Source organism: Rubrobacter calidifluminis (genome assembly GCF_028617075.1).
GTDB lineage: Bacteria > Actinomycetota > Rubrobacteria > Rubrobacterales > Rubrobacteraceae > Rubrobacter_E > Rubrobacter_E calidifluminis.
In genome coordinates this window covers 35,007-57,789 of record NZ_JAQKGV010000016.1, presented here as the reverse complement: position 1 = coordinate 57,789, position 22,783 = coordinate 35,007, and the positions used below count along the sequence as shown (strand labels likewise).

The following is a 22,783-nucleotide window of genomic DNA, read 5'->3' as shown; positions in this document are numbered from 1 at the left end:
AACAGGAGCGTGAGATCTCTCGCCGCGCTCACGCTGGCCTGTGCGCTCGCGGCGGTGGTCTTCGGTTTCGGAAGCGATGTGTTCTCTTTCAGGAGCGTCTATGCGGGGCACGTGGGGAGGGAGGCTTTGATCCAGACGGCCCGGCTCCTCGTGTACGTGGCGCTTGGGGTTCTGCTCGTCTTCCAGGGCGGCTGGAGAGGCGTGGTTGCCGCCCTCTTCATGGCCGTCTTCGCCACCGCGGCGGAGTGGGCCCTCCTCTCCACCGCGCTCGGGTTCGCCAGCATCCCCGATCCTTCGGGCTACGAGCGGCGCTTCGCCGGATTCACCCGTCCTCCTTACGAGCGGTGGGCGCTCTGGGACATCCTCTCCGTCGGAGGAGCCGCCGCTTTCTCCTGGCTGCTCATCAGGATAGCCCACTTCGATCCCACGGGGCCTCGGGACGGATGACCTCTATCTCCTCGTCCTCGTCGAAGTCGAGCAGGAAGACCTCCCCGAGGGCGTTGAAGTCGTAGCGCGAGCGGGGCAGGACGCCCTCCTCCGAATCCTCCACCTCGACGTCGGTGACCAGAACCCCGTGTCCTCTGCAGCGCCGGCACGGGATCGGACGCCAGGAAGCCCCGTCGTCCCCCAGGCCGCCGCAGTTGGGGCACTCACGGAACCCGGTGTAGCGGATCGTGATCTTCCTCACAGGAAAACACCCTCCGAAGAGCCTTCTGGCAGACGTGAGTCTAACGCAGGAGGCGCTGAAGTTGCATAATCTCCCGCGTGAAGCTCACGCGAAAGAAGTTCATCGGGGCGCTGGTCGGTGCGGGGGTGCTAGCCGGCGGCGGGGTCTGGACCCTGCAGCAGACCGCGAAGGGCACGCGAATAGAGAACGTCTCCCGGACCATACCCGAAGGGAACGTGCTGAGCTTCCGTTCGCGCCCGGACCTGAAGCCCCCCGCCGTCGAGATCGAGAAGAGACCGAGGGGCATCTTCGCCCGAAAGGGCGACTGCGTCTTCCTCGCCCCGCAACCCAAGACCCCCGGCAGCTCCGGGGCCATGATCCTCGACAGCGAGGGCCATCTCGTGTGGTTCCACCAGCCGGAGGAACGAAGGTTGGACAACTTCCGGGTACAGCATTACCGCGATGAGCCGGTCCTGACGTGGTGGGAAGGCCGGGTCACGAACGGACACGGTTCCGGCGAATACGTCCTCCTCGACCGCTCCTACCGGGAGATAAAGCGGGTTCGTGCCGGTAACGGGTACAAAGGCGACCTGCACGAGTTCCTCCTCACCCCGCAGGGGACAGCCCTCTTCACCGCCTACCACCCCGTGCGCCACGATCTCACCCCGGCCGGGGGGAGCAAAGACGCCCTGGTCTACGACGGCATCGCCCAGGAAGTCGACGTCGAGAGCGGGAAGGTGCTCTTCGAGTGGCACAGCCTGGATCACGTCCCCGTCGAGCTGTCCTACGGCAGGCCACCGAAGAACCCCGACGATCCCTTCGACTACTTCCACATAAACTCCATAGACGTAGACCACGACGGGAACCTGCTCATCTCCTCCCGCAACACCTGGGCTGTCTACAAAGTGGACCGGGCGAGTGGTCGGGTGCTCTGGCGCCTGGGCGGCAAGGAGAGTGACTTCGAGATGGGCCCCGGGACCAGGACAGCCTACCAGCACGACGCCAGACGCCACCCGGACGGCACGATCACGATCTTCGACAACGGCGGCAACCCGCCGGTGCACCGCCAGTCGCGGGGCGTGGTCCTCCGCCTGGACATGCAGAAGATGCGGGCGACGCTGGTACGCGAGTACGTCCACCCCGGCAGGAGGATCCTGGCCGGGGCCGAAGGCAACGTGCAGATGCTCCCTACCGGAGAAGCCTTTATCGGGTGGGGCTACGAGCCGTTCTTCTCGGGCTTCACCGGCAGTGGTGACCTCGTCTTCGATGCCCGTCTACCCGGTCAGGGACGCTCGTACCGCACCTACTGGCATCCCTGGGAGGGTCACCCGGAAGGGAGGCCCGCCGTGGTGGCGAAGAAGCACGCCGACGGCGGGATCACCATCTACGCAAGCTGGAACGGGTCTACGGCCGTCAAAAGATGGAGGGTGCTCTCTGGACGCGTCCCTTCCGATCTGAGAGAGGCCGGGGATGCACCGAAGCGGGGTTTCGAAACGGCCGTCACATTGCGCGGCGGAGGTCCGTACTTTGCGATTCAGGCCGTAGACGAATCAGGCAACGTGCTCGCCACCTCCGGGACGACCAGAGCCCGCTGAGGTCTACAGGAAGGCCCCGTTAGGGAGATAGGGGGCCAGCGGACCGAGTTCACCTCGGATGCAGATGGGCCCGGCGGGCTCCAGCACGAGCCCGGCTGCGAGCGCCACCCTCACGGCCCACTGCTGCTCCGCCGTGATCCAGGAGATCTCGACCTCCCTCTGAGGGTCGGAGTTCGCCAGCACCTCCCACAACAGGGCTGTCGACGCCTTCTCACCCCTGGCGGCCAAAACCAGCGGCCGTCCCTTGTACGTGAGGGCGTAGCCCCTCTCCCCCTCCGCCTCGTAGACGAACATGCGGGCCCCAGAGTCGAGCAGGAATTCGAGATCCGGGCCGTGCGGCGCGCCCCGGACGAACCTGTCCACCTCCGCCGCCAGCCGGAGGTCGTTCTCCCCTCCTCCCTCGCGCACCCCCAGCCTCCCGGGCAGGCTCCTGCGATCCACGTATCCCCGGGCAGTGAGGGTAGGACACAACGTGAAGCCGGCCAGCGCATAACTCCTCATCGCCGCCGGATGTGTGGAAGAGGCGATCATGCCACCCCTGCACCCCTCGGCGTAGCCCATCGCCCTCTGCAAAAGCTTCTTCCCCACGCCCTGGCCCCTGTAGCTCTCGTCCACGGCGAGGAGGGAGAGTATCCAGATCTCTCCCCTCCTGAGGGCGATGGAGACACCGGCGAGACGCCCTTCTCCGTCTTCGGCGAGCCAGGCGCCGGCAGGGTCCGTGCTCAGGAAGTGCCGGTAGCGGTCTTTGCGGTGGGCCACTTCTCCCGGGGTACGCCTGAGTATCTCCTCCCGGTCTCTCGCGAAGGCATGGGAGACCAGCTCGTATGCGGCGTCCACATCGTCCGTGGTCATCGGGCGAAAGCTCAGGATGTCTTCCAACTCTATGCGCTACCTCCAGCTCCTCTGGTAGGCGATCTGCTCCTCCGTGAGCCTCTCCGGCTCGACGCCGAGCGTCGAGAGTTTGGTACGGGCGACGTACTCGTCTATCTCCGGGGGTATGGGACGCAGCCCCGGTTCGAGCCTGGAAGCAGCCCCGGCCAGATAGTGGGCACACATCGCCTGCACCGAGAAGGTGAGGTCCATGATCTCGACGGGATGCCCATCCCCGGCGGCGATGTTGACCAGCCTGCCGCGGGCGAGGACGTGCAACCTCCTGCCGTCGGGAAGCTCGTACTCGGTCACGTTCCTGCGGACCTCGCGCTCGGACACGGACATCTCCTTGAGCGCGGCCAGGTCGAACTCGTGGTCGTAGTGTCCGGCGTTGGCGAGTATCGCACCGTCCTTCATCCGCTCGAAGTGCTCGGCGCGCAGCACCTTCAGGTTGCCGGTGCCGGTGAGGAAGACGTCCCCTTCCTCCGCAGCCCGGAGGGAGTTCATCACCTCGTGGCCCTCGGCGTGGGCCTCGAGCAGCTTCACCGGGTCGGCCTCGCAGACGACGACCCGGGCCCCGAGGCCGTGCGCGTAGCGGGCGAGCCCGCGTCCCACCCACCCGAAGCCCATCACCACCACCGTCTTGCCCGAGATGAAGAGGTTCGTGGCGGCGAGCAGGCTCACGAGCGCCGAGTGCCCGGTCCCGTAGCGGTTGTCGAAGAGATGCTTGCACCGGGCATCGTTCGCCGCGAGGACCGGGAAGGGGAGCGCCCCCTCCGCGGTCATCGCGCGCAGCTTGATGATCCCGGTCGTCGTCTCCTCCGAGGCGCCCGCGACGCCGTCGACGAGGTCCGGGCGCATCCGCACCAGGCGGCTCACGAGCTCGGCCCCGTCGTCGACGATTATCTCGGGGGCCGTCTCTATCGTGCGCAGCAGGTACCCCTCGAACTCCTCCTCGGTCGGGTCGTGGGTGGCGTAGACCCGAACCCCGCGGGCGGCGAGCGCGGCACACACGTCGTCCTGCGTGGAGAGCGGGTTGCTCCCGGCCACCGTCACGTCTGCCCCGGCCCGGGCGAAGAGCAGCGCGAGGTAGGCGGTCTTCGCCTCGAGGTGGATCGCCATCGCGATCCTGCGTCCCTGCAGAGTACCGTCGGAAAGGTAATGTTCGTAGACGGCGTTCATCACCGGCGCGTGCTGCGCCACCCAACCTATCTTGCGCTCCCCCTCGGGAGCGAGAGCAGGATCAGCGATGATCGAATCCTGGCTCAATCCTCACCCGTCCTTTCGTGAGATCTCTGCCGCAACACCCCGGCGAGCACGCCGGGATGGTCGGTCATGATCACGTCGACCCCCATGTCGAGCAGGGACCGCATCTCCTCCGCCCCGTTTATCGTCCAGACGTCCACCCTGAGCCCCATCCCATGAGCCGCCCGTACGAAGCGCGGGGTCACGACCCGCACTCCCCTGTAGACCGAGGGCACCTGCAACGCCCCGTACCCCGGCCTGAGAACCCGCTGCAGCCCGGCCCCGGCGAGCAGGTAGAACGCCCGGATCTCCGGCCCCGAGGCGGCAGTTGGGATCCGACCCCCGACCAGCCGCCGGAACCGCCGCATCACCCTCAGGTGGCGAGAGGCGACGATGACACGCCCACCGGCGCTCGCCGCCTCTATCACCGAGAGGACGGTCCTCTCCACCCCGGGGATGGGATCCTTTATGTCCGCGTTGACCGGTACGTCGGGGAAGGCGTTCAGCACCTCCTCGAAGGTCGGCACCGTTATCCCTTTACCCCGGAAAGGGTACGTGCATCCGCCGTCGGTCGTGAAGCGGTAGCCGGCATCCAGCCGACGGAGCCGCTCGAGCGTCATGCCGCGTACCGGACCGGAACCATCCGTCGTACGGTCGACGGTCGCGTCGTGCATGACCACCACGCACCCATCCGAGGTAAGACGCAGGTCGAGCTCAAGACCGCCCGCGCCATCTTCGAGGCCGGCCTGGAAGGCCTCCAGCGTATTCTCGGGCGCCCTGGCCGATGCCCCGCGGTGGGCAAGGTTCACCGGCCACTCCTCCCCGAAGAGCCTCCGGGACGGTTGCTTCTCCACCGGCATAGAAGACAACATTAGCACACCTCACGCGGGGACTGCTGCGGAAACACACCGGATATTTGAATACCGCGGGTATCTCTCGTATACTCTCCGCACACGGCCATGTCGGAGTGGCGGAATAGGTAGACGCGCTAGCTTGAGGGGCTAGTGTCCGATACAAGGACGTGGGGGTTCGAGTCCCCCCTCCGACACAGTGGGGCGCATGCAATCCGATCCCGCGTGCGTCCCTCCCTCAGGTCAGCAGGGGTCAGTGCGGCCGGTCGCCGGTTCTGTAATCGTCCACAGGCTGGAAAACGCCTTTCGTTGTATAATGGGTCTCAGGAGTCGCCTGTTCTCCCCATCCTCCCCGGGCGGCTCCTCTTTCTTCTTGCGTCAGCCGAAGTAGATCAGGAGCGCCGTCGTTATCAGGAACAGCACGATGACGACCCCGGTGAGCTTGTTGAGGTTCTTCTCCATTATCGTGGTTCCCGAGAAAGTGCTCCCGATGCCGCCGCCGAAGGTGGTGGAGAGCCCACCGCCCTTTCCGGAGTGCAGCAGGATGAGGACGACCAGCGCGATGCAGAACATTATGTGGAAGAACGCGAGCACGTAGATCATGCAGCGTACTCTACCACAAACTCTCCCGTCCCGGACGTCTTTTCTCCAGCGCCTCCGGGCGAACGGTCCACCCTACCCGGCGGCCTCGATCAACCTCGCGAAAGACTCGACCTCGAGGCTCGCCCCGCCGACGAGCCCGCCGTCGACGTCCTTCTGGGCTACGATCTGTGCCACGTTCTCCGGTTTTATCGAACCGCCGTAGAGGATGCGCACCTCCGAGGCGAAATCCTCCCCCCTGAGCTCCCCGAGGAGCTCCCGGATCCTGCCGATGGCATCCTGTGCATCCTCCGGGGTGGCCGTATCCCCGGTGCCGATGGCCCAGATCGGCTCGTAGGCGAAGACTATGGAGCCGCCTCCCGCCTCACCGCCCAGCACCTCGACGACGCTCTTGACCTGCCCGGAGACCTTCTCCCACATCCCACCGGCGTCGCGTTCCTCCTTGGTCTCCCCCACGCAGACGACCGGGAGCAGGCCCGACGAGACGGCCTTCGCCGCCTTGCGCGCGACCATCTCGTCGGTCTCGCCGAAGATCTCGCGCCGCTCGGAGTGCCCGATTATGACCGCCTCCACGCCGAGGTCAAGGAGCATGGGAGCGGAGATCTCGCCGGTGTATGCCCCGGAATCCTCGTAGAAGAAGTTCTGGGCGCCGGGGATGATCGGGGTACCCTCGGCCATCCGGGCGACTTCGGAGAGGCAGGTGAACGGGGCGAAGACGGCCACGTCCACCCCTTCGGCGTCGCTGGCGTAGGGGATCAGGGCGGCCATGTAGTCCTGCGCCTCGCGCACGGTCTTGTTCATCTTCCAGTTCGCCGCCATCATCGGTCTTCTCGCCATACGTTGCTACCCCTCCTTCTCCGGGAGCACCGCGACGCCGGGCAGCTCCCTGCCCTCCACGTACTCGAGCGAGGCCCCGCCGCCGGTAGAGATGTGGCTCATCTCATCCTCGAGCCCGAGCTTGCGCACCGCGGCGACAGAGTCCCCGCCGCCGACGACGCTCGTCGCCCCGCTCTCGGCGACCGCCTTCGCCACACCCTCGGTGCCCTTCGCGAACGCTTCGATCTCGAAGACGCCCATAGGGCCGTTCCAGAAGATCGTGCGCGCGGAGGAGATGTGCCGCCCGAAGAGCTCGACCGTCTTGGGGCCTATGTCGAGGCCCATCCAGCCCTCCGGGATACCGTCCGCCGGCACCGTCCTGCTCTCGGCGCCCTCCTCCATCTCGCGTGCGACGACCACGTCGACGGGCAGGACGAGGCGCTCCCCGGCGCTCTCCATCAGCTCTTTCGCCTGCTCGACGTAATCGTCCTCGACGAGGGAGCTCCCCACCTCGTAGCCCCTGGCCTTGAAGAACGTGAAGCACATCGCCCCGCCGACGAGCAGGGTGTCCGCCCGCTCCAGGAGGCTCTTTATCACCCCGAGCTTGTCCGAGACTTTCGCCCCGCCGAGGATCGCGACGAACGGGCGCTCCGGGGACTCGAGCACGGCGTCGAGGTAGTCGAGCTCCTCTTCCAGCAGAAAACCCGCAGCGGACGGCAAGAGCTCGGCGACCCCGACGGTCGTGGCGTGCGCCCGGTGCGCCGCACCGAAGGCGTCGTTCACGTAGAGGTCGGCGAGCGCGGCGAGCTGTCTCGCGAACTCGGGGTCGTTCTTCGTCTCGCCGGGGTAGAAGCGGGAGTTCTCCAGCAACACCACCCCCTGCCCGTCCCACTCCGCGAGCGCCCGCTCGACCTCGGGACCTACGGCCTCATCCAGCTTGAGTACCTGCCGGTCGAGGAGTTCGCCGAGGCGCCGGGCGACCGGGTCCATCCTGTACTTCGGGTCGGGCTCGCCCTTGGGGCGCCCGAGGTGCGAGATCAGGATCGGCCGCGCCCCCTCGGAGAGCAGGTAGCGGATCGTCGGCAGCGCCCGCCTTATCCGGGTGTCGTCGGTGACCCGCCCGTCTTTTATCGGTACGTTGAAATCGACCCGCACGAGCACCCGCTTGCCCCGCACATCGAGGTCCCTCACGCTCCTCTTGTTCATATCACCTCCTCACCGCGGGCGGCCCGGAGGGTAGCGCTCCGGGCCGCCCGGCGGAAGATAGCCGCAGAGAACGCCAGCTAGAGCTTGCTGCCGATGTAGGCCGTGATGTCGCAGGTGCGGTTGGAGTAGCCCCACTCGTTGTCGTACCAGCCCAAGACCTTGACGGTCCTGCCGGTGGACATGGTGAGCGGGGAGTCGAAGACGCACGAGGCCGGGTTGCCGATGATGTCGGTCGAGACTATCGGGGCTTCGGAGTATTCGAGGATGCCGGCGAGCTCCCCCTCGGCGGCCTGCCTGAAGGCAGCGTTCACCTCTTCGGTGGTGACCTCGCGGCTGACCTGCGCGACGAAGTCGGTTATCGAACCATCCTTTACGGGCACGCGCATCGCCATCCCGTCGATCTTGCCCTGCAACTCCGGGTAGATCACGCCGGCCGTACGCGCGGCCCCCGTGGAGGTGGGGACGATGTTGTTCGGGGCGCTGCGGGCCCTGCGGGGGTCCTTGTGCGCCGCGTCCAAGAGGCTCTGGTCGTTGGTGTAGGCGTGGACCGTGGTCATGTAGCCGGACTCTATCCCGAAGCTGTCCTGCAGGACCTTGACCATCGGGATGATGCAGTTGGTCGTGCAGCTGGCGTTGGAGACGACGTGGTGGTTCTCCGGGTCGTAGGTCTCGTGGTTGACCTTGTAGACGAAGGTGGCGTCCGCACCCTTGGCCGGCGCGCTTATCACGACCTTCTTCGCCCCGCCCTCGAGGTGACCGGCCGCCGCGTCACGGTTGGTGAAGACCCCGCTCGACTCGATGACGATGTCCACCCCGAGATCCCCCCAGGGGATGTTCTTCGGCTCGCGCTCGGAGAAGGTCTTTATCTCGCGCCCCCCGACGCGCAGGATGCTCCCGTCGAACTCTACGTCCTCCTCCCAGATGCCGTGGGTCGAATCACGCTTGAACAGGAGCGCCAGGCTCTCGAACGGCATCAGGTCGTTCGCCGCCACGACCTCCAGATCTCCCCGCTTCATCGCGGCCTTGGCGACCATCATCCCGATCCGGCCGAAGCCGTTTATCCCTATTCGTACGGCCATCCTTCCTCCGTTTCTCGCGTTCGCTTCCAGTCGTATTTTGCCCGAATCGCCTCCCGATTAACAGCGCCCTCACCCTTCGTCGGCCATGGCGAGCAGCCTCCTCAAGCGGTGGTTGGCGGCGCTCTTGGAGATCCCGCCGAGACGTGCCAGCTCGGAGAGCGAAGCGTCAGGGTGCGCGAGCCGGAGCTCGCGCATCTCACGCAGAGCCGGGGGCAACCTCTCCGGGTCGAGCCCGGAGATGGCCTTCTGCTGTCGCGCCGCAGCGAGGGCGACCCGGGTGGCGTTGGCCGCGTCGAAGTTGGTCACCCGGTTGGCATTCGCCTTGGCCTCGCCCAGCACGGCCCGCGTCTCGTAGTCTAACACCGCCCCGTGCAACCCTATCTGCGAGAGCACCGTCGTCACCCCCTCGGCGCTCTTGGTGTACGCGACCCATCTTCCCCGCCGCCGGGTGACCTTGAGAGGGGCCCTGGAGATCCCGGCGACCCGCCGGACGAAGGACTCCTCGCGGTGGACGAACTCCAGGTGGTGTCCCCTCGCATACCCGGGACGCACCACGTATCCGGCCCCCTGGAAGGCCCCGCGCAGATAAGCGTTGTGCTCCGCCGCCGAGCGCCCCAGCCGGGAGACGCGCAGCTCCTCGGCCGCCTGCAGCACCCGGTTGCCCGCGGCACGCACGGGATAGCTGGACCGGCCGAAGCTCCCCCGGGCCTTCCCCCCGGCCTCGAGGTGCGCCGCAACCCCGAACTCCGAGCGCCAGAGGCGCATCACCCTGCGGGCGACCGCCGCGCTCGGGGTACGGACGGTGACCCCTTCTTCGTCCCAGTTTCCGGCCGCGTCGACCAGCCCGGCCAGCTCGGCCCGTCGCTCGCGGGGGGAGTCCCCCGTGTGGGCAGCCAGCTCCCGGCGCAGCTCAGAGGCGTACGAGGGCAGCGGCGAGCACCTCCCGCGCGAGCTTCTGCGGGTCGTGGCGCACGCCGGCTCCGAAATCGTCCGCCAGAAGCTCTCCTTCGTGTACGCGCACCTCCATCGCCTCGACCTCTTCCCGGTCGAGCTCGACCGGATGCGCCCCCTCGGCCTCGTAGCGGGCGAGGACGTCCGGCGGCAGCTTCCCGGAGTGGACCAGTACGTCGGTCACGACAGGCCCGGTATGTTCGGCTATGGCCCGCAGGTGGTCGGAGACGGTGAACCCGGACGTCTCTCCGGGCTGGGTCATGACGTTCGCCACGTAGATCACGGGGCCGCCGAAGCCCGCGAGCGCCTCCCGCACCCCCGTGCCGAGCAGCGCGGGGATCGTGCTGGTGAAGAGGCTGCCGGCGCTGAGGACCACCACGTCGGCCTGAGAGACGGCCTCGATGGCGCCCTCCGGGGCCGGGGCCTCCGGCTCGACCCACACGCGCGAGATGCGCTTGCCGACCTCGCGCACCACGGATTCGCCGCGCACCACGGAGCCATCCTCGTAACGGACGAAGAGGGTGAGCGGCAGGGCCGCCGCCGGGTAGACCCGTCCCTTCGCCCGCAGGAAGTGGGCCGCCTGCTCGACCCCTTCGCAGAAGCCCCCGGCCATGTCTGTGAGGGCGGCGATGATGATGTTGCCCACGCTGTGGTCCCGGAGATCCCGGCCGCCCTCGAAGCGGTAGTTGAAGACCTCCGCGAGCCACCTGCGCTCGGCGAGCGCGACCAGGCAGTTGCGCACGTCCCCCGGAGGAGCCACGCCGAGCTCATCCCGGATCCTGCCGCTTGAGCCCCCGTCGTCGGCGACCGTGACGACGGCCGTGAGATCGCCTACCAGATCCTTGAGACCGCGCAGCAGCACGGGAAGCCCTGTCCCGCCGCCGAAGGCGACCACCCTGAGATCAGCCGTTCTCTCCACACCACCAGTATACCCGCCAGCGCTAGCCTCTCCCGTGCGGCTCGTCGTAGTCGATGATCGGGCCCTTCGGGACGATGCGGGTGGGGTTTACGTGCGGGTGGCTCGTGTAGTAGTGCTCTTTTATGTGGTCGAGGTGGCAGGTCTCCCTGACGCCGGGGTGCTGGTAGATGTCCCGGGTGTAGCCCCAGAGGTTCGGGTAGTCCCGCAAGCGCCTGAGGTTGCACTTGAAGTGGTAGTGGTAGACCGGGTCGAAGCGGTAGAGGGTCGTGAACATGCAGATGTCCGCCTCGGTGAGGCGATCTCCACACAGGTAGCGCCGCCCGGAGAGGACCTCCTCCCAGTGATCCAGAGCCTCGAAGAGCTCCGTGACCGCCTCCTCGTAGGCCTCTTGGGTCGCGGCGAAACCGGCCCGGTAGACGCCGTTGCTTATCGGTTCGTAGATGGCGTCTATGGTCGCGTCTATCTCCTCGCGCAGCTCCTTGGGGCAGAAGTCGACGTCGTTCTTCGCGAACTCCCCGAACTCGGTGTCGAGCATGCGCAGGATCTCGCGCGACTCGTTGTTGACTATCGTGCGCCGCTCCTTGTCCCACAGGACGGGCGTGGAGCATCGCCCGGTGTAGTACGGGTCGGCGAGGGCGTAGATCTCGTGCAGGTAGCGGACGCCGTTGACGGTGTCGGGGATGCGGCCCGGTCCCTCGGTGAACTCCCAGCCCATCTCGCCCATGTACGGGTCGACGACGGAGATGGAGATCGCATCCTCGAGCCCCTTGAGGGAGCGGATGATCGCCGTGCGGTGCGCCCAGGGGCAGGCCCAGGAGATGTAGAGGTGGTAACGTCCGCTCTCGGCGGGGAAGCCGCTCGAACCGTCAGCGGTGATCCTGCCGCGAAAGCTCGTCTCGGGCCGGATGAAGCGGCCCCCCTCGTCCTGCTCCTGTCTCTCGGTCTTCCAGACCCCCTCTACCATCATGCCCGGTGCCAACGGTGCCTCCTTCCAGCGTATCTCCCGGCCAGCCGATTCTAACCGTCAGACCGCGGGAGGTCCCGATGCCGGACGAAGAGGTCGACGCGGGGACACGAGGAGAGCCGGCGGGCGAGCTCCTCGACGATCGCCACGGAGCGGTGCCGCCCCCCGGTGCAACCCACCCCGAGCGTGAAGTAGGCCTTGCCCTCCGCCAGGTAGCGCGGTACGAGGAAGGAGAGCAACCCTTCGGTCCGCTCCAGAAACTCCCGGGCATCCCCGGATGAGAGCACCGCATCCCTCACCGGCTCGTCGTGACCGGTGAGGGGCCTCAGGGCGGGGTCGTAGTAGGGATTGGGCAGGAACCTCACGTCGAGCAGCATGTCCACGTCCAGGGGTGCTCCGTTCTTGAAGCCGAACGAGACGAGGCTCACCGCCAGCCGACCGGCATGGGATCGGGCCAGCGCGTCGAAACGCCCGCGCAACTCGGCCGGAGAGAGCGAAGAGGTGTCCACCACGACGTCGGCGAGCTCCCGCAAGGGGGCGAGGTCGCGGCGTTCGGCCCGGATCGCCGACGGGACGTCCCCGTCCCGCGCGACGGGGTGAGGCCGGCGGCTCTCCTTGTAGCGCCGGACGATGGTCGGCTCGTCGGCCTCGACGAAGATGAGCCGGCTCTCCCACCTCTTCCGGACGCGAAGCTCGTTCAACACCCCTTCAAGCCCGCCGCCGAAATACCGGCGGCCGCGGATGTCCGCGACCACCGCGAGCTTCTCCGGTCCCTCCTCACGCCCCTCGACGGCATCGACGAACGCAGAGATCAAGGCGGGAGGCAGGTTGTCCACGCAGAAGTATCCCGCGTCCTCGAAGGCCTTCAGGGCCCCGGTCTTCCCCGCCCCGGAGAGGCCGGTGATGACGACGACCCGGCGCTCTCGATCGGGCGAGGTCTCCTCTGCTTCTCCTCCTGCGGCGTACACTCCGCGCACCTTACCTTCCGGGCGACCGGCCACCTCGCAGAGGTTAGCACCGCCACCACGGTCCCTCAACGGTGGAGCCGGGCGTGTATCTCCCGGGCCACCCGGCCGGGGATGCCGGGGACCGACTCCAGTTCCTCCAGGGAGGCGTCCATGAAGGCCTCGGGGGTTCCGAAGTACTCGAGCAGCCTCTTCTTGCGCGCCGGGCCTACGCCGGGGAGCTCGTCGAGGATAGAGGCGGTCATCCGCCTCCCGCGCAGGCGGCGGTGGTAGGCGTTGGCGAAGCGGTGGGCCTCGTCGCGTACCCGCTGCAGAAGGTGGAGCTCGGGGGAATCACGCCCCAGCAGAACCGGAGCCGGCCTTCCGGGCTCGAAGACCTCCTCCTCCCGCTTGGCGAGCGAGCGCAACGGGATGTCCGGCAGCTCGTCCCCAACGCCCATCTCCTCCAGGACCGGAACCACCGCCGAGAGCTGCCCCTTGCCACCGTCGAGGAGCATCAGATCCGGCGCCGGGGAGAACTTCTCGTCCCCCTCCCTCAGGCGGGCGAGCCGTCGCCTTATCACCTCGGCCATGCTCGCGAAGTCGTCTGATCCCTCGACGGTCTTTATCCTGAACCGGCGGTACTGGTCCTTCGCCGGGCGACCGCCCTGGAAGACGACCATCGAGGCGACCGAGTCGGTGCCCATCGTATTGGAGATGTCGTAGCACTCGATGCGCACGGGGAGCTTCGGGAGGGCGAGCTCCTCCTGCAACCGCTCGAGGGTGGAGGCGATGCGGCTGCGGCGCGCCTCCTCGAGCGCGCGCTCGTGCTCGAGTCCGGCCTCGGCGTTCTTCATCGCGAGCTCGAGCACCCGCCGTTTGTCTCCGCGCCGGGGACGGTGCACGTCGACCCGGCCGCCCCGCAGGGAGGAGAGGTGCTCCGCGAGCGGCTCCAGCCCGGCGTCCGCCGGGACGAGCACCTCGCGGGGGACGGCGGCGTTCTCGTAGTACTGGGGGACGAACTGCAGGACGATCGATTCTTCTCCCACCTCGCCGTAGTTGTCCAGCAGGAAGGAATCCCGGTTCACGATCTGCCCGCCGCGCACGGCGAAGACCTGCACGCAGGCCGACTCTCCCCCGGCATGGACTCCGAAGGCGTCGAAGGAGTCCTCCGAGGCGAGCGTCGCCTGCTGCCGGTCGCGCACGTGACGGAGCGCGGAGAGCTCGTCGCGCAGCTTCGCCGCCCGCTCGAAGTCCATCCGGGAAGCAGCCTCGCACATCGCCTCCTCCCGATCGCGGATCAGACCATCCACCCGCCCTTCGAGGAAGGCGATCACCTCGTCTATGATGCGGGCGTACTCCTCCTTCGAGATCGCCCCTATACAGGGGGCGGACGAGCGACCGATGTGGTAGTTCAGGCAGGGCACGCCGCTTTTGCGCCCGGGCTTAGCGCCGCGGCACTTGCGGAACGGGAAGGTCTTGTTCAGGACGTCGAGGGTGGCGTGGACGCTCCCCGCGCTCGGGAACGGGCCGAAGTAGCGGTGGCGCGGGTCGTGGGCCGAGCGGGTGGCGAAGACGCGCGGGTACTCGTCGCCGGTGGTGACGACGATGTACGGGTAGCTCTTGTCGTCGCGCAAGGAGGCGTTGAAGCGCGGCCGGTGGCGCTTTATCAGGTTCGACTCCAGCACGAGCGCCTCGGTCTCACCGCGGGTCGTGATGAAGTCTATCCGCCGCACGCGGGAGCGCAGCTCGGCCACCTTGGGCCTGCCGTCTCCCGAGCGGGTGAAGTAGTTCGCCACCCGGCTGCGGATGTTCCTGGCTTTCCCGACGTAGAGGATCCTCCCTTCGGCATCCCTGAAGATGTAGACACCGGGTGTGGTGGGAAGATGCGAGCGGTCGGGGAATACCTCGTCCTCTGGCATACGAAAGAGATTATACCGCCGGGCCGGGCGTCACCCTGGCGAGGGCGCCTCCCTGCCCCCGGCCCGGGCGTAGCCGTAGCCCATCACCCACCCGGCCAGGGCGCAGGAGATGGTGGAGACCGCGAGCCCGGCGACGGCGAGGGTCCCAGGGGCGAGGGCGAGGCTCGCGAGGCCCGGCAGGACGGTCAAGAGAGCCGCGGCCCGGAGCACCCGGCCACGCCCACAGGCCCCGGCGCGGGAAAAAACGGCGGCGAGGAGCAGCGCGATGGAGATCAGGGATAGGCCCATAAAAACGTAGAGCAGGGCTCCCGCGTGCAACCCGACGAAGACGACGCTGGAGGAGAGCTCCCGCCGCTCCTGCAGGCCCATCGCGTTCATGACCCAGGCTATGAGAAGAAAGGAAGCCCACCCGAGCACGGCTCCGCCCGCCGCCCCGGCCCTCCCGGCGGCCCGGGCGTCGGTCTTCTGCGTGCGCGCGCCCACCGCCGCGGCCAGGAAGGTGCCCGGCACGATGAGCACGAAGCCGTAGAGGTCCACGATCGAGAGGACGACCCGGTATACCTCCCGCTCACCGGCGTAGCGGAAGGGCACGGAGAGCAGGAAGGCGGCCGCGAGCAGCACGAGTGTGGCGGTGTAGAACCAGCTCACGCAACCGAAGGCCCGCCGGTGGGGGGAGCGCAGGCCCGCCTCCTCGCCGCGTTTTCCGGAGGCCAGCCGCTCCTCAGACGGCATACCTCTCCCTGTGGCCCTCGAAGTGCGAGATCACCGCCGGGACGACCCCGGTGATCCGCCGGGGGGCGGAGATCCCGCTCGCCAGCACGAAGACGCTCGAATCGGAGGCGTGCAGCGAGCCGTGATCGCTCGCGTCGTGGAAGCTGCGGGCCACCTCGCCGAAGGTGTACCCCGGGGCCGCAGAGAGGACCACGTCCCCGCAACGGGGCGAGCGGAGCGCTCCCCAGAGCCTCTCCAGGGCGTCGGGGTAGTCGCCGTAAGAGATCGTCACCTCGCCGGCCTCGATGTCGAGCACGCCGGGCTCCCCCTCCAGCCTCCAGCAGCCTCCGTAGGGGTCGAGCAGGCCCCCGCCGGGCCTGAACTTCAGGTCTCCTCCCGGCTTGCGCACCCGCACCCACCCGTCTTCCATCCATGCGGCGAGGTCCACGCCGCAGCGCCCCATGAGCGCATCGGCAACCCGCTCCGCCGGGATGCCCTCCCGCAGGTACAGCATCGCCGAGCGCCCTCCCGGCACCGCGACTACATCGCGTCTAGGCGTCAGCCTGGCCCGCGTCCCTATCGAGACCCTGTATCCCGGTATCCAGCGCAGGTCTACGTAGCGGCTCTCGGGCAGGAGGGGGTCGTGTCCGTGGTCGGAGAGGGCGAGGATGGCGTACTCATCGAGCAACCGCTCCAGCCCGCCCCCGGCCTCGAAGACGCGCCCGACGTATCCGTCGAGCTGCGCGACGTAGCGTCGCTGCGCGGCGAGCCCCTTGTGGTGAGCGATCTTGTCCCCCCGGAAGAAGTAGAGCAGCGTGAAAGGCGTGGCCCGCTCCCGGATCAGCATCGCCCCCACCTCGGAGGCGTACTCGTCGTTTATCCCGACCGAGCGCAGGAGGCCGCCGCTCCCCCTGCGGCCGTTGGCCTTCGTCTGGCGGGTGTAGAAGAGATCGCCGAGGTAGTACTCCTTGGGCCCGCGCACGGCCTGCCCCAGGTAACGCCCACCCCGGCTCGCGTACCCGTCGATGACCTTCGAGCGCACCGGGTGCTCGTGCGGGCCGCGTCGGATCGGGAAGTTCACGCACGAGCCGTCTATACCGCGCTCGTGCAGCCGCTCGAAGATCGTCGGCACGAGCAGATCGTCCCGGTTCAGGCGGTAGACGTTGTTGTGGAAGACCTTTATCGGGCCGCTGCGGATGACCGTCTCGGTCATCGCCCCGTAGACGATGAGCCTCCCCTCACGACGGTCGTACCAGGCGTGGCCGAGGATGCCGCTCTGCGCCGGCGGACACCCGGTCGCTATGGCCGCGGTCGCCGCCGGGGTGATGCTGGGGAACACAGAGACCCCGTCCCAGACGGCCTCCCCGGCCTGCGCGAGCGCACCGAGGGCGGGAGCCTCCCCCTCCCCGACGGCATCCCGCAGCACGTCCGGCCGGATACCATCGAGGACCAGCAGCAACACGGGCTTGGGCCTGAATCTGTCGTTCGGATAACCCAATTCTCATCTATTTTAGCCGCTTCTGAGAAGCGCGGGCGCCCCCGCCCCACCCGCAGGGGATGTTGCGAACACGGATATCGGATCCTAAAATGGATACATTATTTAATTCGCGCAGGCAGGGAGAAAGGGGATACACAGGTGGCATCCTCGCAGAGCAGGGAGTGGGAGGCCTCAGACAGGAAACTCCGGAGAGAACTGGGAGTACAACAGCTATTCTTCATCTCTTTCGGCAGCATCATAGGCAGCGGATGGCTGTTCGCTACCCTGAACGGGGCGGCGATAGCCGGCCCGGCGGCGACAATCTCCTGGATCATCGGTGGCATACTGGTCTGTTTTATTGCGCTCAACTACGCGGAGGTCTCGTGCATGCTACCGCGCAGTGGTGCGGTGGTGCGCTACCCGCACCTGTCACACGGGGGTTTTCTAGGCTTCATCATGGCCTGGGCGTTCCTTCTGGCCACGGTATCGGTGACCGGGGTAGAGGCCGAGGCGGCCGTACAGTACGCGGCCTCCTACGCGACGAACCTGAACCTGACGACGACCTCCAACGGTGTGACCGTGCTCACCGGCCTCGGCCTGCTCTTCGCCGTCCTGCTGATGGGAGTCTTCTTCCTGATCAACTTCCTCGGGGTCAAGTTCTTCGGGGAATTCAACCGCTGGGTGACGTGGTGGAAGTTTGCCATACCCGTCATCACCTTCGTCCTGCTGTTCTTCGCGTTCAAAAGTTCCAACTTCTCCTCGGCCGGCGGCTTCGCCCCACTTGGCGGGGGTGAGGTCTTCAACGCGGTCGCCACGGCGGGCATCGTATTCTCGTACTTCGGGTTCCGGCAGGGCCTGGACTTCGGCGGGGAGGCGAGAAACCCCCAGCGTGACATCCCGCTGGCCACCATCGGCTCGGTGGTGGTCGCGGCAGCGATCTACATCCTCCTGCAGGTCGCTTTCCTCGGCGCGCTGAACTGGAACGCTGCCGGGGTGCATCCCGGGGACTGGGCGGGGCTCGCGACCAGCAAGTGGGCCGACGGCCCGCTCTACCACGCCCTGAACGCCGCCGGGATAGCGCTCCTGGCGTACTTCGCGTACGTGCTTCTGGCCGACGCGATCATCTCGCCCTCTGGGACCGGGCTCATCTACATGGGGGCCTCCACCCGGGTGTTCTACGGGATGGGCATGCACCGCGACCTGCCGGGAGGCCTGACGAGGGTGAGCGAGCGCTACCGGATACCATGGGTCGCCCTCATCGCCTCGCTGATAGTCGGCTGCTTCTTTCTCATCCCCTACTCCGGCTGGGCGCTGCTCGTCGGGTTCATCACAGACGCGACAGTGCTGACGTTCGTCATGGGTAGCCTGCACCTGCAGGTGATGCGCCGGACCGCGCCCAACCTCGAGCGACCCTTCTATCTCAAGGGAGCCTCAATCCTCTCGCCGCTAGGCTTCCTTGCCGGCAGCATGATCTTCTACTGGGCCGGTTTCGACAACCTCAGGGGTGTTATCGCATCCGTGCTCGTCGGACTGTGTCTGTACACCTTCATCCAGGGACCCGTGCGCGGGCGCTTTAGCCGCAACGTCGGGCTCGCGATAGGCGTACCGTACCTGATAATCTTCGCGGCGACCCAGTACTTCGGGCCGCTCTTCAGCAACAGCCTGCCGTTCTTGCTCTACTGGGCGCTGACCGCGGCAGAGGTTCTCGCGTTCGCCGGTCTCGTCTGGCGCTTCACCAACCAAAAGCGCGAGGTACACGCGGCCTGGTGGGTGTTGTTCATGATGTTCGCCACCTACCTGCTCTCCTACTATGGATCATACGGGCCCCTGAAGACCCCGCTGGTCCCGTTCCCGTGGGACAACCTGATAGCCGTCGTGATCGGTCTGATCTCGTACTACTGGGGCGTCGCCGCTGGATATCAGACGGAGGAGATGAAGGAGATAGCCGAGTCCGGAACCGGTCTGGTCACCCCAGAGGAAGAGGAGATGGAGCGCAGGCTCGGCTAGGCCGTCTGAGCACTCCGGCGTAAGACGGAGAGGCTCCGGAACCTTCTGGTTCCGGAGCCTCTTTAAGAAAAGAGCTTTATCCCCGCTCTGCTACTGGTTACCGCCGGCGACCGCCCCCGCAGGAACAGCCCGCTGCACGGCCCCCTGACCGCCCGGAGCAGCCTGCTGCTGGGAGGGAACCTGTCCCCCGGAGGGGGCGGACTGCTGGTTGCCGCCCGAGGGTTGCTGCGCTCCACCAGCAGGGGCGGACTGCTGGTTGCCACCCGAGGGTTGCTGCACCCCGCCAGCGGGTGCGGACTGCTGATTGCCCCCTGAGGGCTGCGCGGCGTTGTTCTGCGAGCCGTTGGCCGGGGCACTCTGCACGTTGGAGGGTGTCCCTCCAGAAGGCGCAGCAGAGCTCGGGTTCCGCTGGACGGCGGGAGCGCTGCTCGTTCCGCTGCTCGTCACGGGTCCACTGTTCGTGGCCTTCGCGCCGCCGCCGAAGATCGAAAGTCCCGTGCTCGTCGCCTTCTCGGTGGCACCGTTCGCCGTGGTCACCACCGGGCAGTTGCCCCAGATCTTGCAGGAGAGGCTCTTACCGAACGAAGCTTCGGTCGCGGTTATGATCGCGAGGCCCACGACGAAAGTGAGCGCGGCGGCGAGCAGGACACGGACCAGGATCGCCTTCCTGCGGTAGCCGGGCATCAAAGAGAACCACCTGAGGGCCTCTCCGAGGCTGGCCAGATTCCGCAGTGGATTGAAGCCTCCCTTCTTCAGGTTCCGCGTCTGAAGTCCGCTACCGAGCTGCCGCACCTTCGATTGCGCGGTCTCAAGGTGGGCCTTGACTATCGAAGAGACGGCGATGACTATCATGGAGGTGATAGCCGCCCCACCGATGGTTCCTCCCACCCCGAACTTCGAGGTGATGGCCGCCGCGGTTGCCGAGGCTATCCCTCCCGCGAGAACGGCGCTCCCGCTTACGAGCTGTGAGTTACGTCTGCTCTCGCTCATCTCACCTACAAAATAGCAGCCACCCGGAGACCTTTCAAAGCCGGGGAGCCAGTTTTCGGTAACGGTTTCGTAACAGCTTGTGCCGAAGCTCAGCTGGCCGCCGCGACGTCCGGCAACAGCTCACGCAGGAAACGCCCGGTGTGCGAGGCCTCCACGCGGGCCACCTCCTCGGGGGTACCCACGGCGACCACCTCTCCTCCCTCGTCGCCGCCCTCGGGACCGAGGTCTATGAGGTAGTCAGCGCAGCGGATCACGTCGAGGTTGTGCTCGATGACGATGACGGTGTTTCCGGCGTCCACGAGCCGGTGCAGGACGTCGAGCAGACGCTCGACGTCGGCGAAGTGAAGCCCCGTCGTCGGCTCGTCGAGGATGTAAAGTGTCCTTCCGGTGGCTTTCTTCCCGAGCTCGCTCGCGAGCTTGACCCGCTGGGCCTCGCCGCCGGAGAGCGTGGTGGCGGGCTGGCCGAGCCGGATGTACCCGAGCCCGACGTCGCGCAGGGTCTGCAGCCGGCGCGAGATCGCGGGCACCGCGTCGAAGAACTCGCACGCCTCGTCCACGGTCATCTCGAGCACGTCGGCGATGGAGCGTCCCTTGTAGGTGACGCGCAGGGTCTCGGCATTGTAGCGGCGGCCCTTGCACACCTCGCACGGGACGTAGACGTCGGGGAGGAAGTGCATCTCGATGCGGATCTGACCGTCCCCCCGGCACGCCTCGCACCGCCCTCCCTTGACGTTGAAGCTGAACCGCCCGGGCTTGTAGCCACGGATCTTCGCCTCCGGCGTGGCGGCGAAGAGCTGTCGGATGTGGTCGAAGACCTTGGTGTAGGTCGCGGGGTTAGAGCGCGGTGTGCGGCCGATGGGGCTCTGATCTATGTCTATTACCTTGTCTATGTGTTCGACTCCCTCGAGGCCCGCGTGTCGCCCGGGGCGTTGCTTGCCACGGTTGACCTGGTTGGCGAGGGTCTTGTAGAGGATCTCGTTCACCAGCGTGCTCTTGCCGGAGCCCGAGACGCCCGTCACGCACGTGAGGACGCCGAGCGGGAAATCCACGTCTATCCCTTTGAGGTTGAACTCCCTCGCCCCGAGCAGCGTGATGTAACCCTTCGGCTTTCTCCTCTCCCCGGGCGGCTCTATCCGGCGCCTTCCGGCGAGGTAGTCGCCGGTGATCGAACGCGGCTCGGCGACGATGTCCTCGACCTTCCCCTGCGCGACGATCTCCCCACCGTGCACCCCGGCCCCAGGCCCGACGTCGACGATGTGGTCCGCGGTCCTTATGGTCTCCTCGTCGTGCTCGACCACGATCAGGGTGTTGCCGAGGTCGCGCAGGCGCTCGAGGGTGGCGAGCAGCCTGCGGTTGTCGCGCTGGTGCAGCCCGATGGAGGGCTCGTCGAGCACGTAGAGCACCCCGACGAGACCGCTCCCGACCTGCGAGGCGAGCCGTATCCTCTGCGCCTCACCACCCGAGAGCGTCCCGGCCGAGCGGGAGAGCGTCAGGTACCCGAGCCCGACGTCGACCATGAACCCGAGCCGCTCCTTTATCTCCCTGACGACCCGCTCGGCGATCATCCACTCCCGCGGGGTGAACTCGACCCCGTCGAGGAATTCGAGCGCCTCGGTCACGCTCATCCGGGTCAGCTCGTAGATGTTCTTGCCCCCGACGGTCACGGCGAGCGCCTCGGGCCTGAGGCGCGCCCCCTTGCACTTCGGGCAGGGGACGTGGCTCATGTACTCCTCTATCCTCTCCCTGCGGTACTCGGACTCGGTCTCCGCGTAGCGGCGCTCCAGGTTGCCTATGACCCCTTCGAACCGGGTCGTATACTGGCGTCTTCTGCCGTAGCGGTTGGTGTAGGAGACGTGGATGCGCCCGTCCCCGGTCCCGTAGAGGACGAGCCTCCTGTGCTCCTCGGGCAGCTCGCGCCAGGGCCTTCCGAGATCCACCCCGTATTCCTCGGAGAGGCCGGAGAGGACGCTCGCGTAGTACTCGCTCGAGGAGTTGGCCCAGGGGGCTATCGCACCCTCTTCGATGCTCAGGTCCTCGTTCGGGACCACCAGTTCCGGGTCTATCTCGAGCCGGCTCCCGAGCCCGTCGCAGCGGTCGCAGGCCCCGTGCGGGCTGTTGAACGAGAAGGTGCGCGGCTGTATCTCGGCGATCGAAGCCCCGCAGTTGGTGCAGGTGAAGCTCTCCGAGAAGAGCATCCTCTCCCCCACCGAACCGTCACGCTCGACGGTCTCTATCTGCACCAGCCCATCCGCGAGCCCGAGCGCGGTCTCTATCGAGTCGGTCAGGCGCCGTTCGATCCCCTCGCGCACCACCAGCCGGTCCACGACAACCTCGATGTCGTGCCGGCGGTTCCTGTCCAGCTCCAGCTCGACCGGAAGCTCGTGGAGCTCGCCGTCCACCCGCACCCGGGCGTATCCGTCCTCCGCGAGCTCCCTGAAGAGCCTGCCGTACTCCCCCTTGCGCCCCCGCACCACCGGCGCCAAGACCATGAAGCGCGTCCTCTCCGGGAGGGCCAGGACCTGCTCGACCATCTGCTGCGGGGTCGAGCGGGCCACGGGGAAACCGCAGACGTGGCAGTGCGGCCGCCCGGCTCTCGCGTAGAGGAGCCGGAGGTAGTCGTAGATCTCGGTGACCGTCGCCACCGTCGAGCGGGGGTTGTTCGAGGTCGTCTTCTGGTCTATGGAGACGGCCGGAGAGAGCCCGTCTATGTGGTCCACGTCGGGTTTGTCCATCTGGCCGAGGAACTGCCGGGCGTAGGCGGAGAGGCTCTCGACGTAGCGCCGTTGCCCCTCGGCGTAGATGGTGTCGAAGGCAAGCGAGGATTTCCCGCTGCCCGAGAGTCCGGTGATCACTATGAACCTGTCCCGCGGCAGCGAGACCGTCACGTCTTTGAGGTTGTGCTCGCGCGCCCCGCGGACGACTATGTGGCTCTCCGCTATCTTCGACTCCTCGTCTCTCCGGTAAGCCCC

The 22,783-nt window shown here is 67.1% G+C and carries 20 protein-coding genes and 1 tRNA gene; 4 read left to right on the top strand and 17 right to left on the bottom strand.

All coding sequences use genetic code 11. From position 1 onward, the window contains the following. Nucleotides 1-9 precede the first annotated feature (9 nt). Nucleotides 10-447: a hypothetical protein gene (locus tag PJB24_RS12910; RefSeq protein ID WP_273846465.1), complete on the top strand. Its 438-nt coding sequence runs from the start codon at nt 10-12 to the stop codon at nt 445-447. Here the strand turns inward: PJB24_RS12910 and PJB24_RS12905 are convergent. Further along, nucleotides 404-688: a hypothetical protein gene (locus tag PJB24_RS12905; RefSeq protein WP_273846462.1), complete on the bottom strand. Its 285-nt coding sequence runs from the start codon at nt 686-688 to the stop codon at nt 404-406. The genes PJB24_RS12910 and PJB24_RS12905 overlap by 44 nt on opposite strands. Before the next feature lie 77 nt (nt 689-765). Here PJB24_RS12905 and PJB24_RS12900 point away from each other — a divergent pair, with 77 nt between their 5' ends. Beyond that, nucleotides 766-2,262, top strand: a complete 1,497-nt coding sequence (locus PJB24_RS12900) for an arylsulfotransferase family protein (protein ID WP_273846461.1) — start codon at nt 766-768, stop codon at nt 2,260-2,262. Between the two features lie 3 nt (nt 2,263-2,265). On the opposite strand, the gene PJB24_RS12895 is transcribed toward PJB24_RS12900, so the two are convergent. From PJB24_RS12895 to PJB24_RS12885, 3 genes are read right to left on the bottom strand one after another with little or no spacing between them, the layout of a single operon-like run. Next, nucleotides 2,266-3,141 (bottom strand): GNAT family N-acetyltransferase, encoded by an 876-nt coding sequence (locus tag PJB24_RS12895; RefSeq protein WP_273846459.1) that lies wholly within the window; start codon nt 3,139-3,141, stop codon nt 2,266-2,268. 9 nt (nt 3,142-3,150) lie between these two features. Continuing rightward, a complete protein-coding gene (locus tag PJB24_RS12890) occupies nt 3,151-4,401 on the bottom strand; it encodes an adenosylhomocysteinase (RefSeq protein WP_273846457.1) in 1,251 nt (416 codons plus the stop codon). Next, nucleotides 4,398-5,186: a glycerophosphodiester phosphodiesterase family protein gene (locus tag PJB24_RS12885; RefSeq protein WP_273846456.1), complete on the bottom strand. Its 789-nt coding sequence runs from the start codon at nt 5,184-5,186 to the stop codon at nt 4,398-4,400. The genes PJB24_RS12890 and PJB24_RS12885 overlap by 4 nt, the downstream gene beginning before the upstream one ends. Nucleotides 5,187-5,338: 152 nt before the next feature. On the opposite strand from PJB24_RS12885, the gene PJB24_RS12880 reads away from it, so the two are divergent. Continuing rightward, nucleotides 5,339-5,425: transfer RNA gene (locus PJB24_RS12880), tRNA-Leu, on the top strand. 181 nt (nt 5,426-5,606) lie between these two features. Here PJB24_RS12880 and secG read toward each other — a convergent pair. The 11 genes from secG to PJB24_RS12825 form a co-directional block, all read right to left on the bottom strand. Further along, nucleotides 5,607-5,831, bottom strand: a complete 225-nt coding sequence (gene secG / locus PJB24_RS12875) for a preprotein translocase subunit SecG (protein ID WP_273846455.1) — start codon at nt 5,829-5,831, stop codon at nt 5,607-5,609. A 72-nt stretch (nt 5,832-5,903) separates the two neighbouring features. Further along, the gene (gene tpiA / locus PJB24_RS12870; RefSeq protein ID WP_273846454.1) at nt 5,904-6,665 is read right to left on the bottom strand and encodes a triose-phosphate isomerase; all 762 of its coding nucleotides are present in this window, start codon (nt 6,663-6,665) and stop codon (nt 5,904-5,906) included. A 6-nt stretch (nt 6,666-6,671) separates the two neighbouring features. Continuing rightward, nucleotides 6,672-7,850 (bottom strand): phosphoglycerate kinase, encoded by a 1,179-nt coding sequence (locus PJB24_RS12865; protein WP_273846453.1) that lies wholly within the window; start codon nt 7,848-7,850, stop codon nt 6,672-6,674. Nucleotides 7,851-7,927: 77 nt separating this feature from the next. Further along, nucleotides 7,928-8,929 (bottom strand): type I glyceraldehyde-3-phosphate dehydrogenase, encoded by a 1,002-nt coding sequence (gene gap / locus PJB24_RS12860; RefSeq protein WP_273846452.1) that lies wholly within the window; start codon nt 8,927-8,929, stop codon nt 7,928-7,930. Nucleotides 8,930-8,998: 69 nt separating this feature from the next. Then, nucleotides 8,999-9,826 carry a DNA-binding protein WhiA gene (whiA, locus tag PJB24_RS12855; protein ID WP_273846512.1) on the bottom strand — a complete coding sequence of 276 codons (828 nt, stop codon included), beginning with the start codon at nt 9,824-9,826 and terminating at the stop codon, nt 8,999-9,001. A gap of 13 nt (nt 9,827-9,839) precedes the next feature. Beyond that, nucleotides 9,840-10,799 carry a gluconeogenesis factor YvcK family protein gene (locus PJB24_RS12850; protein ID WP_273846451.1) on the bottom strand — a complete coding sequence of 320 codons (960 nt, stop codon included), beginning with the start codon at nt 10,797-10,799 and terminating at the stop codon, nt 9,840-9,842. A 22-nt stretch (nt 10,800-10,821) separates the two neighbouring features. After that, on the bottom strand, nt 10,822-11,778 hold the full coding sequence (locus PJB24_RS12845; protein WP_273846450.1) for a glutathione S-transferase family protein: 957 nt from the start codon (nt 11,776-11,778) through the stop codon (nt 10,822-10,824). Between the two features lie 38 nt (nt 11,779-11,816). After that, nucleotides 11,817-12,740, bottom strand: coding sequence for an RNase adapter RapZ (gene rapZ, locus PJB24_RS12840; RefSeq protein ID WP_273846447.1), 924 nt, complete (start codon nt 12,738-12,740; stop codon nt 11,817-11,819). A 56-nt stretch (nt 12,741-12,796) separates the two neighbouring features. Continuing rightward, complete coding sequence (gene uvrC / locus PJB24_RS12835) at nt 12,797-14,629, bottom strand: excinuclease ABC subunit UvrC (protein ID WP_273846444.1); 1,833 nt, start codon at nt 14,627-14,629, stop codon at nt 12,797-12,799. A gap of 30 nt (nt 14,630-14,659) precedes the next feature. Further along, nucleotides 14,660-15,361 (bottom strand): hypothetical protein, encoded by a 702-nt coding sequence (locus PJB24_RS12830; RefSeq protein ID WP_273846443.1) that lies wholly within the window; start codon nt 15,359-15,361, stop codon nt 14,660-14,662. Then, a complete protein-coding gene (locus tag PJB24_RS12825; RefSeq protein WP_273846442.1) occupies nt 15,351-16,838 on the bottom strand; it encodes an alkaline phosphatase family protein in 1,488 nt (495 codons plus the stop codon). The genes PJB24_RS12830 and PJB24_RS12825 overlap by 11 nt, the downstream gene beginning before the upstream one ends. 138 nt (nt 16,839-16,976) lie before the next feature. Here PJB24_RS12825 and PJB24_RS12820 point away from each other — a divergent pair, with 138 nt between their 5' ends. Further along, nucleotides 16,977-18,824 (top strand): APC family permease, encoded by a 1,848-nt coding sequence (locus PJB24_RS12820; RefSeq protein WP_273846440.1) that lies wholly within the window; start codon nt 16,977-16,979, stop codon nt 18,822-18,824. 90 nt (nt 18,825-18,914) lie between these two features. Here PJB24_RS12820 and PJB24_RS12815 read toward each other — a convergent pair whose 3' ends face one another. Next, nucleotides 18,915-19,814, bottom strand: a complete 900-nt coding sequence (locus PJB24_RS12815) for a hypothetical protein (protein WP_273846439.1) — start codon at nt 19,812-19,814, stop codon at nt 18,915-18,917. Between the two features lie 89 nt (nt 19,815-19,903). Continuing rightward, on the bottom strand, nt 19,904-22,753 hold the full coding sequence (gene uvrA / locus PJB24_RS12810) for an excinuclease ABC subunit UvrA (RefSeq protein WP_420541946.1): 2,850 nt from the start codon (nt 22,751-22,753) through the stop codon (nt 19,904-19,906). Nucleotides 22,754-22,783: the final 30 nt, after the last annotated feature.

Bases quoted from the DNA above. Each gene is read 5' to 3' on its own strand.
- secG (WP_273846455.1), bottom strand. From the start codon at position 5,831: ATGATCTACGTGCTCGCGTTCTTCCACATAATGTTCTGCATCGCGCTG.
- tpiA (WP_273846454.1), bottom strand. From the start codon at position 6,665: ATGGCGAGAAGACCGATGATGGCGGCGAACTGGAAGATGAACAAGACC.
- PJB24_RS12865 (WP_273846453.1), bottom strand. From the start codon at position 7,850: ATGAACAAGAGGAGCGTGAGGGACCTCGATGTGCGGGGCAAGCGGGTG.
- gap (WP_273846452.1), bottom strand. From the start codon at position 8,929: ATGGCCGTACGAATAGGGATAAACGGCTTCGGCCGGATCGGGATGATG.
- uvrC (WP_273846444.1), bottom strand. From the start codon at position 14,629: ATGCCAGAGGACGAGGTATTCCCCGACCGCTCGCATCTTCCCACCACA.
- PJB24_RS12830 (WP_273846443.1), bottom strand. From the start codon at position 15,361: ATGCCGTCTGAGGAGCGGCTGGCCTCCGGAAAACGCGGCGAGGAGGCG.
- PJB24_RS12815 (WP_273846439.1), bottom strand. From the start codon at position 19,814: ATGAGCGAGAGCAGACGTAACTCACAGCTCGTAAGCGGGAGCGCCGTT.